Genomic DNA, 14,372 nt, shown 5'->3' on the forward strand with positions numbered 1-14,372 from the left:
AAAGAAAACATCGTTGCATATGGATTAATTTTTTTGGGCCATAGGGCATCTTTCTAAAAACGCAGAAGCATTGCCAGGATTAGCAGAAGAAGCATGTTTAAAGGTTGCCTTAAACGCCTATGCTTCAAATGTAGGATTTTTACCACTATTGAAACATGATTTTGATCAGTCATTTTTCAAAACAGGCGGGTAAGTCTTTTCACAGCAAGTGCTTCCGGCTCTTCCACTTTTTTCTCTTCCATATCACAAAAGGTGTCCATCCTACAGCCTAATTATTATCATGAACAACTTACGGTTCGATATGCGTAAACTGAATAAGCATTTTCAGAGTTGGGGTGATAAAATATTTATTTATATATACTTCAGGAGCAAGCATATCCTTCAAGAGCAAGCCCGGTCCATAGGCTCGCCACCGGAATATCATATACCAGCAGATCCGGCAACATTATAATGAAAAGTCTGTGCACTATTGAACACTCTATATCATAAACCCATGTACGCGTACTGGCTGCCTGTGCGTCAGGCAACCGTATAGTCATTTTTTCTTTCGGATATATGGCTTTGACTGCTCTACCACAGGAAAAGTACTGTTTTCGGTATGGAGGGAGAGCCTAAGACCTTACTATCTCACCAGAACTTATACAAATCTAGGCCACTGCCTTCAGGAGGAACCTGATATGAACTGTCTTTTTTCATGACCTCTGTCATTTGATAAAGACTATTGCTTTTTGATTTTTGCATATAACCTTATCACTGAACCCTAAACCACACGACCATGGCAGTATACACTGAAAATCAGTTCACAGGCAAAGTAGCGCTGGTAACCGGAGCCTCCTCAGGTATCGGAAAAGCAACAGCCCTGCAGTATGCGCGGGAAGGTGCAAAAGTAGTTGTATCGGATGTGAATGAGGCGGAAGGAAATGAAGTGGTGGAAATCATCCAGAGCAACGGAGGAGAAGCCATTTTTGTGAAGGCAGATGTGGCCAACCCGGAGGACTGTGCGCATATGGTAAGCAAGGCCGTGGCCGCATATGGCCGGCTTGACATCGCCTTCAACAATGCGGGTATAGGCGGTGAAACCAACCCTATAGGCGACATGAGCATTGAGGCCTGGAACAAGGTGATCGCGGTGAACCTGAGCAGTGTGTTCTACTGCATGAAATACCAGATACAACAGATGCTGCAGAACGGGGGCGGCGCTATCATCAATAACTCGTCCATACTGGGGCAGGTGGGCTTTGCGAACTCTGCTGCCTACGTAGCAGCCAAGCATGGCGTAGTAGGCCTCACCAAAAACGGTGGCCTGGAATACGCGGCGAAAGGGATAAGAGTAAACGCGGTCGGGCCGGCGTTTATCAAAACTCCCCTGTTAACAGATGCAGGCATGGATGAGGACACGTTTCATATCTTAGCCGGTTTACACCCAATCGGAAGGCTCGGAAAACCGGAAGAAGTGGCCGAGTTGGTAGTGTGGCTAAGCTCTGACAAAGCCTCTTTTGTGACAGGTGCCTATTATGCAGTAGACGGCGCTTACCTGGCACAGTAAACGTGCCTCATACAACATAAAGCCCTCTGCCCTGTTAGCCCACACCTAAGGGAGCAAATGAGATTTAATCTTTATAACAATTTGGCACGTAGCTGGTTAACTCATTACCCTGTACCATATGTACAGTAGTTCTAAGCTAAGACCTATCATACCATGCGTGTAACAGAAGAAAAAATGGCAGGCAGTAAGCGCCCCCCATCTGACAAAAAACGCCAATGGCACCACCTGGAGGCCGCTGAAGTTATGGAACTACTTCAGGTTTCTGCTTACGATGGCTTGAGCGACAAAGAGGTGGAGCAGCGGAAGGAGCAGTACGGCCGCAACATCATGACTCCCAAAAAGCAGCAGAGTGCGTTTGTTCGGTTTATGCTGCAGTTCCACCAGCCGCTGATCTATATATTGCTGGCTGCAACAGTGGTTACTATTTTCCTGGAAGAATACATCGATGCGATTGTCATATTTGCGGTTGTTTTCATCAACGCCATCATTGGCTATGTGCAGGAGTCAAAGGCGCTGCAGGCGATTGACGCACTGGCCAAAAGCATGACGCCCAGGGCACAGGTAATCCGTAACGGGGTGAAGCAGAACATTGATGCCAAGGAACTGGTGCCGGGCGATATTGTCCTGATCCAGTCAGGCGATAAATTCCCGGCTGATGTGCGCCTGGTGCAGCAGCGGGATATGAAAGTGGACGAGTCTGCACTGACTGGGGAATCGGTTTCGGTTGAGAAAAATGCAGCGCCCGTAGGAGCCGACACGGTGCTGGGTGACCGCTTCAGCATGGGCTTCTCCTCCACCATGGTGACGTACGGGCATGGCAAAGGCGTGGTGGTAGCCACCGGTGACCAGACTGAGGTGGGCAAAATACAGAAGTCCATTGCCGGCGCCCAGGACCTGGATACACCGCTCACCATCAAGATAAAAGAGTTCAGCCAGTTATTGCTGTGGGTGATCCTCGCCCTGTCGGCTATCGTTTTTGCCATCGGACTTCTGCGTGGCCAGGGGGCAGGGGAAACCTTTATGGTGGCTGTCGCTCTGGCCGTGGGTGCCATTCCGGAAGGACTCCCGGTGGCCGTTACCATCATGCTGGCGCTAGGCGTTTCCAAAATGGCAAAGCGCCGCGCCATCATCCGGAAACTGGTGGCTGTTGAGACACTTGGAAGCACAAACGTAATCTGTTCCGATAAAACAGGCACGCTTACCGAGAACCAGATGACGGTGCAGCGCATAGCAGCAGGTGACCGGCTCTATACAGTAACAGGTATCGGGTATCGTCCGGAGGGAGAAATCATGGAGGGAAAGCAACAGGTAGAACTTGCATCCAACACGGCCCTGGAGCATTGCCTGAAGGCCGGAATCCTCTGCAACGACAGTTTCATTAAGGAAAAGGATGGCCTATGTACCATCGAGGGAGACCCGACGGAGGGAGCCCTGGAAGTTGCAGCCCGCAAAGCAGGTTTCGACAGGAAACTATTAGAGCAGGAACAACCCCGCGAAGACGCTATCCCTTTTGAGTCGGAGTACCAGTATATGGCTACCCTCCATGGTGGCGCCCAACCGGTTATATACCTGAAAGGCTCGGTAGAGGCCGTGCTGGATCGTTGTGACAAAGCCCTTCAACCGGATGGCCAGCTGAGCGAGGTTAACTGGGCTACTGTAGACGAGCAAGTAGCGAAAATGGCCAGCAAAGGCCTGCGCGTGCTGGCATTCGCCATGGCCGGGGCACCTGCCGGCATGGCAGGCATCGGGCACGACGATACCAGTTCCGGGCTTATCTATATAGGGTTGCAGGGCATGATCGACCCTCCGCGCCAGGAAGCGGTAGAGGCTGTTAAACTTTGCCAGCAGGCAGGGATTGATGTGAAAATGATCACAGGGGACCACGCCATCACTGCCGCTGCCATCGCTGAGCAGGTTGGGTTGAACGGGCGCAGGGAAAACGGCAGGTTAGTTTCCATCACGGGGAAGGAGTTGCAGGAGATCACGGATGAGGAACTGGAGGGCATAGCCGAGAACACCTCTGTCTTTGCCCGGGTGTCGCCGGACCAGAAGCTGCGGCTCGTGAAGGCACTGCAGGCACGGGATAAAATTGTGGCCATGACGGGTGACGGTGTAAACGATGCCCCCGCCCTGAAGCAAGCCAACATCGGCATCGCCATGGGGATAACAGGCACTGATGTTGCCAAAGACGCCGCTGACATGGTGCTCACCGACGACAATTTCTCATCTATAGAGGGCGCTGTGGAGGAAGGAAGAAGCGTTTTTGATAACCTGACCAAGTTTATCGTCTGGACGTTGCCTACTAACTTAGGCGAAGGCCTTGTGATTCTGGCTGCTGTTATCTTAGGTTCGCAGCTGCCGGTGCAGCCAGTGCAGATCCTTTGGATTAACATGACTACTGCTGTTCTGCTGGGTCTCACGCTGGCATTTGAGCGGAAAGAACCGGGTATCATGGATCGTCCGCCGCGCCCCTCAGGGGAGGCCATTCTCACCAGAGACCTGATCATGCGCACGCTGCTTGTCGGCTCGCTGCTGCTGATCGCTTCTTTTAGTTTATTCCTGTACGAGTTAGAACAGGGCACTACGATAGCCGAGGCTCAGACCGTGGCTACAACGGTGTTTATTGTGTTGGAGGCATTTTACCTGCTCAGTTGCCGCTCGCTTGTGAGGCCGCTGCGTGATATTGGGTACTTTAGCAATATGTGGGTGTTCTATGGCATTGCAGCCATGTTTTTCTTCCAGGCGCTGTTTATATACACGCCCGCCATGAATACTCTTTTCCACTCAAGCCCACTAGACGGCATGCAATTGCTGCGCATTTTCGGAGCCGGGCTTATTCTGGTTATCATCGTATCAGTAGAGAAACACCTGAGATATGGCAGCCTGGTGAAAAAAGAAAAGCAGCGGTGATGGACGTTTTTTTGGAAGTGCTCGTGACGAAGGAGGCCTATATAGCCTGTATCAAAGCAATTAACCGCTGTTTAAAATTTCGAGAACCACAGTGTTCATAATTTTGTCAGAACATGATGAAGCGAGAAGCACAACGGGGATACAACTTATGCATCCCCGTTGTGCTTCTCGCTTAATGCTTCCTTACCTGCTTAACCCAAACAGTTGTGGGAGGTACAGTACATGTAGCTTCTCACTAGTTCACCGCTTCCTATATCAATCGTTGTTTTTGCGCAACAGCATGACAGCGGCGGCGGTAACAGCGGCGGCAACTGCCATTTTCGTTACCAGCCCGGTCTTGTCATATTTCCATTCAGCCCCATAGCCCTTTTCGGCAAAAATATTGGGGGCCTTGCCCTCCGCGAAGTCCTCGATAATACCTTCCACTACATTTACCCGATCAGCCAGCAATAGAGGCAGCCAGTGCAGATAGCTGTTTTCGCTGTACCTGAAGGCAAACCGCCTGATCATGCCGCTTAATCCGGAAGGCGGTGCAGACGTGCCGAAAACGGCCGTTATGTTCGGACGCTCAATGGAGTGCAGCACCTCTATGTTAATAGGCTGCTGCGTTGGCCTCTCCCAACTATACCCCTTTTGTTCTTCGTCTGTCCGGTGCTTTATGGGGTAGGTCGGATCATTTTTCGGATCAGCGTCTATCCCCCACCCTTTTATGTGTGCGTATTTTTCTGTTGTATTTTCCATAATTTTTAATCTTTACATTCTGGCTGATGGTGGAATAAGAACCGGCTTGATGCAATTATCCAGTTTGTCGGAGAAGATGCGGTACCCATCGGCTACTTCTTCCAACGGAATGCGGTGCGTAATAAGGCCTTTTGGATTGATCACACCGTTTTGCACGTGCTCGATCAACCGCGGCAGCAGGCGTTTTACGGAGGCTTGGTTGGCGCGGATGGTGATGCCTTTGTTCACTACGTTCCCGATCGGGACAAGATTATCGGTAGGCCCATATACCCCAACAATGGAAACGATGCCCCCTTTTTTCACAGAGTTGATGGCCCAGTGCAGTGCCGTGGCAGAACCGGCCTGCAGCAACAGCTTTCTGCCGGTAATGGTCTGCATGGCATTTCCGGCAGCCTCCGCCCCTACCGCATCTATACAAACATCAGCACCCATCCAATCGGTTGTCTTCTTCACGAAAACTACCGGGTCATCCATCTCCTGGAAATTATAGGCTTCGCATTGGGAGTAGTTGCGGGCAAATTCCAGCCTGTAGTCCTCTTTGTCGATCACAATCACACGGCCTGCACCGAACAGCCAGGAGCATTTTGCAGCCATAATGCCGATCGGCCCGGCCCCGAATATAATAACCGTATCCCCTTTCTGAATACCTGCCATTTCCGCGGCCTGGTAACCTGTCGGCACTACGTCAGTCAGAAGCACCGCATCGTCCGGGTCCATCCCCTGCGGGATAACTGTGGGCCCCACATTGGCATATGGAACCCGCGCGTACTCTGCCTGGCCGCCGTTGTAGCCACCTGCTGTGTGCGAATAGCCGAAAATGCCGCCCACTGCCGTGGCCTGCGAATTCGCCTCATGGCAGTTTCCGTAAAGTTCCTGCTTACAAAACGCACATTGCCCGCAGGCAATGTTGAAGGGCACCAATACGTGGTCTCCTACTTTAAGCTTGGTCACTTCGGACCCGATCTCTTCAACGACGCCGGTAAATTCATGACCGAAGGTGGTACCGACGCGTGTATCAGGAACATTGCCGTTATATAAATGGAGATCGGACCCGCAGATGCAGGAACGCGTTACCCGCACAATCGCATCCTGCGGATGCTCTATTTCGGGCATGGGTTTTTGATCAATACGGACCCGTTTCGGCCCCCTGTAATTCATTGCCAGCATAAGTTTGTTCTCGTGTTTAAATGAATGGTTTTTTGTAGTAAGCTTTGAAATTGGATGAATAGTTAAAGGGCTCAACATCCAAAGTTCTTATCCGGAGACGAGGCTCCCTGATAAATTTCCCCTTAGTGATACTTTGCAACACCTTCTAAGTTACAGCAAGGGAGTCGAAACAGATGATTTCCGTATTTATACTGTGGATTGGTAGATGTGCCTCCGTATTTAAATCGGGTTAGAGGTATGACTTTTTTCGAAGCATATAGGATTAGTATTGATACGTGAAGATCTCATCATATATAAAATTCAACTATATAGGCTATTACACGTTATTTGCTATATCACATGGGCTGGAGCATTTTAGCCGGTTTTAATATGTTTTATCTGTAAAGACATTTTGCCATGGACAGCTTTTTAGGAAAATACAGTCCCTACCTGTACGCTATTTTACGCATCGTTTCAGGATTACTTTATGCCATGCATGGCAGCCAGAAGCTTTTCGGGTGGCCTGGTGACAAGCCTGCAGTGGAACTAGTCTCTTTGATGGGGCTCGCGGGAATCATCGAGTTGGTAGGCGGCCTGTTAATCATGATTGGCCTGCTGACAACGTGGGCAGCCTTTATTGCCAGTGGCCAGATGGCGGCCGCATATTTCATTGCCCATGCGCCTCAGGCGGCTCTCCCCCTTTTGAACGGTGGGGAATTGGCCGTCATATACTGTTTTCTTTTCCTGTACATCGCATCCAAAGGGGCAGGTATCTGGAGCGTGGACGGAGCGCGGAGAACACATCCGGTAACAGCCCTGCATACATAGAACAGCCCCTTTTGCCGCCTTATATATAGTTGGCGTGGACGAGGCGCTTTTCGTCCTCCCACCTGTGTGCTGCTTTGCTAAAGCACCCTGAAAAGTAAGTGGAACCAAAACAAACAAGCCGCTAACGAAGTATCACCATAGCAGGTAAGCACAAAAAATATCATGGAAGGTAATTTTAAGCCGATAGGCAACCCCACCAAGTCTTCTTATACCCCGAAAAATGAGCAGGAGGCATGGATTGCAATCATGCACGCCTGTATAGCGGTCGATGGCAAGGTGGCGGATGAAGAGTTAGAGGAGCTGTCCAGTACTTTAGCCGGTAAAACTATGTTTGAGGGGCATGACGTGCTTGCCTACAGCAAAACTGTTTTTTATGAGCATCCAAAAATTGGCAGCAAAGGCCTGATCGATAACTCCGTCGATAAAATAGCAGTGGAGAACAGGGCCACCCTCTTTGCCCAGACCATCCAGTTGCTGCTTGCCGACTGTGTTGTGACAGACAAAGAGAAAGAGCTGATCCATTACCTCTACTCTGCCCTGGACATGGACCCCAGGCTAGCTAATCAGATTGTAGAGGTGATTCTTATCCTGAACAAAGGCAACGCCTGCTGAACGGTAAACAAGGAATAAGGCGAATAAAACGTTTGGCAGTGTTTCCTGTTTGGGCTGAAGCATATATAAATGCTGTCATCCTCAGAAATAAGCATATCCTATATACGGCTGCCGCATGCTGCTGCTCATATGGACTCCAACTTCGCCAAAATAACTTGCCCTATAACATGATAGCTACTAGCTGAGGCATATAATTGAGTTATGCAAAGATGCTTATCAACTGCTTGGCGTTCCTGAGCTATATAAACATAGTCTCTTTTCACTCCTATCCTCCTACTTTTTATCCCGGCCGCTTCGCCTGCACACAGGCTGGGTACTAAGTATCCATACCAACCATACGAAAACTATCCTTGTCTATTCTCTGACCGGTTGACTCCGGGTGTGCTTTAACTTTTTGCCTCGAAGGTCCGGAATATTGAAAACATCGCCTTTGCTTTTGCGTTTAGTTCTCTTCAAGTATGATGAACAGGCAGCTCGATCTCACGCGTTTTATCAAATATGCACTTGCAGTATTGCTGGTATCCCTGCTCCTATACCTGGGGAAGCCTTTTCTGATACCGGTCGCCATTGCCGCGTTTTTTGCGATGCTGCTCTTCCCCTTGTCCCTGAAACTGCAACGGTACAACCTGAAAAAGTCAACGGCCGCGCTCGTTTCTATCCTGCTACTGCTGGCATCCCTGGTTCTGCTGAGTTCCCTGATCTATTACCAGGGCCAGAAGCTACAAGCAGACCTGCCGGAGCTAGAGACGAAGGTGGAGGAAAGAACGGAAAGACTGCAATGGCTGCTTTATCAAACGACAGATATTTCAGAAAATGAACAGGAAGAGATCATTGAGGAAAAAAAACCAGACATTGCAAAAGCTGTTTTCAAAAGCCTGCGGGACCTTGTGGTGCAGGGACTTTCGATCCTGCTATTCGTTTTCATTGTGCTGACGTACACTTTCTTTTTTCTTGTCTACCAGCAGAAGATCCAGAATTTTTTCATCAAACTCCATCTGTTTGAAAACCAAAAGGAATCTAAGGTAGTGCTTGCGCGCATGTCCAGAATTGTACACAATTACCTGCACGGAACCCTTACAGTGATGGCTGTTTTAGCCGTCGTATATGCTTTTGGCTTTTGGGCGATTGGGATCGAGTACGCGGTGCTATTCGGGCTGATTACTGCGCTGCTGCGTATTGTGCCTTATTTTGGGTCTTACCTTGGCATCGCGCTCCCCATTGCGTTTGCCCTGCTCACCAAAGACTCCTTCTGGTACCCGGTCCTGGTGCTGCTGTTTTTCATGGTCACTCAGCTGATAGAGGCAAACCTGCTGACGCCCTATATAACCGGATCAAAGGTAAAGCTCAATCCCCTGGCCACGATTATGGTTATCTTACTGGGCAACCTGTTGTGGGGTGTGGCAGGCATGATTCTGTTTGTGCCTTTGGTCGCCAGTATGAAGGTGATCTTTGATGAGATCCCAAAACTAAACCCATATGGCTATATACTCGGAAAAGAAGACGATGAGGCCTGATTACCGCGTGTTTCCATGCCTGAGGATCCGCAAAAACCTCAGAAGCTGTTTTAAAAGGTAATTGGGGATAAAAAAAGTACCCACTTCGGTTAAGAAAGTCGAACGACCAACTATTCAGAACCTTGGTGAGTACCAACCAAAAGAAACAAAAAAGGAAGAGTTATCCAAGCGACATCAGCCAAAACGGCTGGAAAAAGCTGCAGCAGGCTATGCCTGTTGTTAAAACAGCGCGCAAGGCTGGCGGCCGTCCCCCCGCTGATATGAGGGAAGTGATAAACGCCATCTTCTACGTGGTGAAGACAGGCTGCAGCTGGCGCAGCCTGCCGCATGACCTGCCCTGCTGGCAGACGGTGTACGGCTATTTCAACCGCTGGGGCAGGGACGGCAGTTGGGAGGCCATCAACTGCTTCCTGGTCAAGAAGGCGCGCGCCAGGGCAGGCAGGCAAGCCCGCCCCACGGCTGGCTGCCTGGACTCGCAGAGCATCAAAACCACGGCCTGCGGTGGCCGCCACCGAGGCTACGACGCGGGGAAGCAGATAAAGGGCCGCAAGCGCTTCATCCTGACCGATTCGCAAGGGCTGTTGCTGGCTGTGTGGGTATGCGCGGCGAGCGTGTCGGAGAAGATGGGGGTCAAGTGCCTGCTGCGCTACCTGCGCCGCTCCTTTGTCCTCAAGGAACTCTGCAGCCAGATGAAGCTGGTGTGGGTGGACGGGGGGTACCGGGGAGACGACCTGAGGCGCTTTGCCGAAAAGCTCTGGGGCTGGTGCTGGCAGGTGGTGCTGCGGACTGATGAGGCGAAGGGCTTCAAAGTGCTGCCAAGAAGATGGGTGGTGGAAAGGACCTTCGCCTGGATGCTACATGCAAGACGATTGAGCAAAGACTATGAAAAAAACAGAATAAACTCCCTGAGTATGGTCTACTTGGCTATGATCAGTGTCATGATAAGAAGATACTAATAGGTTTTAAAACAGTTTCTCAGAATGGTATATAGCTGAGTTTAGCCCTTGAGAGGAGAAGGCAGTGGGGAAGAGCGGGAAAGTCGTTTATATTATGATGCCACGCTCAGTCGCTGCAGAATCGCTTTGCAGGGCACTGCAGAGGTTACCTTGAACATGTGCGGGGTGTGGAGCGGAACGGCAAAAAAATCGCCGGCTGCTAAGCTGTAGGTGTTGCCCCCGGCGATGATATCACAAGTGCCTTCGAGGATCAGGAAACGCTCCTGCTCATCGTGGTGCACTTCCTGATCAGCCGCTTCTTTTATCCAGACGATGGCTGTGGTGGCAGCTGGCGTGTACCCGATTATTTTAGCATATATCTCGTCTGCATCATGCGGCAGCACCATGTCCTGGCGGTTAAGCCAGAGCGCGTAATCCTGCGGACGTGAGTTCGGAGTGATTTCAGGAGGTGAGACTGGCAATTCCCCTTGCTGCATGCGCTCCATGTAATCGATGGTGGCCATCAGCAAGGGCTTGACTACATTTCTCGGCTTTACCGCATGCGCCTGGGCATAACGCTCCATTGCCTGGCTGATGATGTCAAGTTCGTGGCGGATTTGGGGATGGGCAGCAGCCATTTGTTCTACGGCGAGGCTTTCCTGCGGGCTGGCAGCCCCCATGACATACAACTCCAAAACCCCGGACTCTATAAACGCTGTGATCGTAGAGTTCATGCTGATTTTCCTTTTTTTAAACTATATAAATGCCTACCTGATTCTGTTTGTCAGACTTTCCACTGGTATGCACAACGCTGCCGCGGCACTAGCACAATGGCATCCATTCAGATAAATCATCCCTGGTGGCGCTTTCCGCTGAGGCTTAACCGGCAGTCTATGCTGCCCCTGTCCCCATGTTCTCCGGAGGTTCTTCTGGCGCATATATAATGGGCGCAAAATTACGGAATCTTTATTGTTTGGCAATATACGAGAACCGGGCTTTTTACCGATTATACAGGGATGACCTGCGCCCAGATGTACCTCTGTTGCCGGTGGATTAAACCTACTATAATAGATCAGACTGCCGTATATATAACCTAAGTGGCGATTTACTTTCGCTGTTGAAACAAGACCAACCCCTGCAGGGAGGAGAATAAACTACATTAGGTGAAAATTCCTCTCCTGGCAAGGATTAGGGGTAGGTTCTTAGTTATTAAAACTCTATCAGTTTTATATAGCGCAACTTGGATTGTGTATTTTAACGTTTTTGGCACCTGATTCCTACAGGAGGTTAAAAGTTAAAGCGGATTATCTTTTGGGTCCAGCTTCAGAACCTGCCATGCTGGGTCATTCATCCGGAAACAGAAAAAGGAGCACAAGGCTCCTTTTTCTGTTATGCTTTAATCATTTCTTTAATACCTGTCTGATGTATCTGCTTTCCCTACTTTTTCGAAATGGGTAGCCTGTTTAATGGTTTTTTCTTTTCCTTCCGGGTCTTCATATGTGCGCTCTTCCACTTCCACCGAAAGAGTTTTGCCTTTCAGTTCTTTGGAATCCACTTCCTTTTTCTCAATACCCACAGCTTTGAGAAAGGAAGCGAGAATAGGCTGACCGGGCTCACTCAGGTAAAAACGCTGGTTCACAAAGCCTTCCTCGTTTTCCAGGCGGCAGTTTATAAACGGGATCTCCTTGTTCTCGCTTTTTCCCTCTTCTACTTCAGTTACCTGCACCACATGCCGTCCATTTGGCAGGAATGGCTTTTCATCTATTTTCAGTTTCATAGGTTTCTTTTATGCTTCTTCACTTATACTTTTGCTAACTATATACGCAAACATCACACTTTAGTTAAGTTATTCATTTTAAAACTCAGATATATACTAAATTTGTTAGCAAAATTCTCAAAGAGTGTTTTCCCCTACTTAACCTAATTCTTGTAATCGCCCGTACAACCTATTACCCCGGAGAAGTCCGGAGGCCAGTTATGTTAAATGAAAACGGAAGGAAAACTTATGAGCACGAATAACAGGAACATCGAAAACGAAGGAGATTTTGAAAAGGATAAAAATATAAGCGGGCGCCCACAGGGAACGAATACAGGCCCGGTAGCGGGAGGTGCCGATAACACACGCGGAGAGAACAAGCCCAGCAGTGAAGGAAGCAGCGGCGGCGCTAGAAAAGGCAAAGGAAGTCCTGACAACGATGACCAAGCGAACCTGAGCACCACTACCCGTGGTTCTGACAGCGCGGACAAAAAGTTCCGCAATGACCAGCCAAATGCCAGCACGCTGAAAACGCACAAAAGCAACGTAGACATCAAGGACCAGAAGAAATAGTATGCCTCTATAGGCAAGTCTGGCATTCAAAAATCTATCAGAAGACCCGACGCACCGGGTCTTCTGTTTTTTTAAGAAGATGCCAAGGGATGACCACATTTTCTTGTCACGCAGGCTTGTGATGTAATGCTCTTCCTGCGGTCAGTTTGCCGTTGCCCCTCTCCTGATTTCACCGGCAGGAGCTGCATGAATTGCCTGTGTTAAATCATATTAATTGGAGAATATTGTTATATTGCTTTTGGTATTGCCTCGGAATGGCCCTCGTTAAACAGGGGGATGAGCAGTACTTGTCATTTTTCACCCGGATACAAAAACACACTATATCCTACCTATGCAACTATCTCCTCTCAATCGACGCGATTTTCTGAAAGGTGCGACGGCCGCTCTGGCCCTGACAGCGCTTGGAGCACACGGAATGATCCTGCCCCAGCAGTCGAAACCCATGCGGGTTGGGTTGATCGGCGCAGGCTGGTACGGAAAGAGCGACCTTATGCGTCTGATTCAGGTAGCCCCGGTGGAAGTGGTGGCGCTTTGCGATGTGGATGAGAATATGCTGAAAGAGGCAGCCGCCCTTGTCAGCGAGCGCCTGAAGACGCGCAAAAAGCCCCGCCTATACAGCGACTTCCGGAAAATGCTCGCCGACAATAAATTTGATATCGTGCTGATCGGCACCCCAGACCACTGGCACGCCCTGCCCACCATTGCCGCGCTCAAAGCTGGGGCGCACGTGTACGTTCAAAAGCCGATCAGTGTGGATGTGCTGGAAGGTGAGGCCATGTTGTCGGCCGCCCGGAAATATAAACGCGTAGTGCAGGTAGGCACACAGCGCCGGAGCACGCCGCACCTGATCGACGCAAAAAAGAACGTTATTGAAGCGGGCCTGCTGGGGAAGGTTTCGCATGTGGAGATGTACTGTTACTACCACATGCGCAGCAACAACAGCCCGGAAGTAAGACCTGTGCCGGAATTCCTGAACTATGACATGTGGTCTGGACCAGCGCCGCTGCGGCCCTATGACGGGCTGCCGCACCGTCGCTGGCGCAACTTTATGGAATACAGCAACGGGATTGTGGGTGATATGTGCATCCACATGTTTGACGCGGCACGCTGGATGCTGGACCTTGGCTGGCCCAAGCGGATCAGCTCTACCGGCGGTATCTATGTGCAGAAGGAAGGAAAAGCCAATACATCCGATACGCAACACGCGCTCTTCGAGTATGATGAGCTCAACTGCATCTGGCAGCACCGCACCTGGGGCACACCGGCCAACCCAGACTATCCGTGGGGCCTGACCATATATGGCGAGAAAGGTACCTTGATGGCCAGCCCGATGCAATATGATTTTATCCCGGTGGGCGACGGAGAGAAAATTCACAAGGATGCAGTGTATGAAAAAGAAAAGTATCCGGAGGACCTGAACGAGGAAGGGATGGAACTGCATGCCGCTCCGGCCACGAGGTTGCATATGCAGGACTTCCTGGCGGCTATCAAGAAAGGCGGCCGTCCGGTGGCTGACATCGAGGAAGGCCATATCTCCACGGCCAGCTGCATCCTGGCTAATTTATCGATGCTGGTTGGCCGCCCTTTGGTATATGACCACGCCAGGCGTGAAGTTGTAGGCGACCCGGAAGCTACGGCCCTGCTGCAACGCCCTTACCGCCAGCCCTGGGTGCATCCGGACCCTAAAAACGTTTAGCGCGCTATATAAGCCACCGTACTACAGGCCATCGCGGCTAAAGTTTTTACCGCTTCTGCCGGCCCAGGTACAGGTATGCTCGTTTTCAGCTTCCTTTCTACCTGAAGCAGGAAGG

Annotated in this window: 12 protein-coding genes; 8 read left to right on the plus strand and 4 right to left on the minus strand. The window is 50.3% G+C overall.

Annotation, left to right across the window (positions count from 1 at the left end; all coding sequences use genetic code 11):
* Window positions 1-775 precede the first annotated feature (775 nt).
* Window positions 776-1,546, plus strand: a complete 771-nt coding sequence (locus tag ABD920_RS02520; protein ID WP_345156571.1) for a glucose 1-dehydrogenase — start codon at window positions 776-778, stop codon at window positions 1,544-1,546.
* Window positions 1,547-1,789: 243 nt separating this feature from the next.
* Complete coding sequence (locus ABD920_RS02525) at window positions 1,790-4,456, plus strand: cation-transporting P-type ATPase (RefSeq protein ID WP_425568536.1); 2,667 nt, start codon at window positions 1,790-1,792, stop codon at window positions 4,454-4,456.
* Between the two features lie 255 nt (window positions 4,457-4,711).
* On the opposite strand, the gene ABD920_RS02530 is transcribed toward ABD920_RS02525, so the two are convergent.
* Both ABD920_RS02530 and ABD920_RS02535 read right to left on the minus strand, forming a co-directional pair.
* The gene (locus tag ABD920_RS02530) at window positions 4,712-5,197 is read right to left on the minus strand and encodes a hypothetical protein (RefSeq protein ID WP_345156572.1); all 486 of its coding nucleotides are present in this window, start codon (window positions 5,195-5,197) and stop codon (window positions 4,712-4,714) included.
* Between the two features lie 12 nt (window positions 5,198-5,209).
* Window positions 5,210-6,364 (minus strand): zinc-dependent alcohol dehydrogenase, encoded by a 1,155-nt coding sequence (locus ABD920_RS02535; RefSeq protein WP_345156574.1) that lies wholly within the window; start codon window positions 6,362-6,364, stop codon window positions 5,210-5,212.
* 396 nt (window positions 6,365-6,760) lie between these two features.
* On the opposite strand from ABD920_RS02535, the gene ABD920_RS02540 reads away from it, so the two are divergent.
* The 4 genes from ABD920_RS02540 (at window position 6,761) to ABD920_RS02555 (ending at window position 10,253) form a co-directional block, all read left to right on the plus strand.
* Window positions 6,761-7,171: a DoxX family protein gene (locus ABD920_RS02540; protein ID WP_345156575.1), complete on the plus strand. Its 411-nt coding sequence runs from the start codon at window positions 6,761-6,763 to the stop codon at window positions 7,169-7,171.
* 162 nt (window positions 7,172-7,333) lie between these two features.
* Window positions 7,334-7,783, plus strand: coding sequence for a tellurite resistance TerB family protein (locus ABD920_RS02545; protein ID WP_345156576.1), 450 nt, complete (start codon window positions 7,334-7,336; stop codon window positions 7,781-7,783).
* Window positions 7,784-8,241: 458 nt separating this feature from the next.
* Window positions 8,242-9,297, plus strand: coding sequence for an AI-2E family transporter (locus ABD920_RS02550; RefSeq protein ID WP_345156577.1), 1,056 nt, complete (start codon window positions 8,242-8,244; stop codon window positions 9,295-9,297).
* A gap of 125 nt (window positions 9,298-9,422) precedes the next feature.
* Entirely contained in the window at window positions 9,423-10,253 is an 831-nt protein-coding gene (locus tag ABD920_RS02555) for an IS5 family transposase (protein ID WP_345156578.1), read from the plus strand.
* Window positions 10,254-10,345: 92 nt separating this feature from the next.
* Here ABD920_RS02555 and ABD920_RS02560 read toward each other — a convergent pair whose 3' ends face one another.
* Both ABD920_RS02560 and ABD920_RS02565 read right to left on the minus strand, forming a co-directional pair.
* On the minus strand, window positions 10,346-10,966 hold the full coding sequence (locus tag ABD920_RS02560; protein WP_345156579.1) for a cupin domain-containing protein: 621 nt from the start codon (window positions 10,964-10,966) through the stop codon (window positions 10,346-10,348).
* A gap of 674 nt (window positions 10,967-11,640) precedes the next feature.
* Entirely contained in the window at window positions 11,641-12,009 is a 369-nt protein-coding gene (locus ABD920_RS02565; protein ID WP_345156580.1) for a hypothetical protein, read from the minus strand.
* A gap of 228 nt (window positions 12,010-12,237) precedes the next feature.
* On the opposite strand from ABD920_RS02565, the gene ABD920_RS02570 reads away from it, so the two are divergent.
* Complete coding sequence (locus tag ABD920_RS02570; protein WP_345156581.1) at window positions 12,238-12,561, plus strand: hypothetical protein; 324 nt, start codon at window positions 12,238-12,240, stop codon at window positions 12,559-12,561.
* A 331-nt stretch (window positions 12,562-12,892) separates the two neighbouring features.
* Entirely contained in the window at window positions 12,893-14,257 is a 1,365-nt protein-coding gene (locus tag ABD920_RS02575; RefSeq protein WP_345156582.1) for a Gfo/Idh/MocA family protein, read from the plus strand.
* The last annotated feature ends 115 nt before the right edge of the window (window positions 14,258-14,372 follow it).

It is taken from the genome of Pontibacter saemangeumensis (genome assembly GCF_039541895.1).
GTDB classification, from domain to species: domain Bacteria; phylum Bacteroidota; class Bacteroidia; order Cytophagales; family Hymenobacteraceae; genus Pontibacter; species Pontibacter saemangeumensis.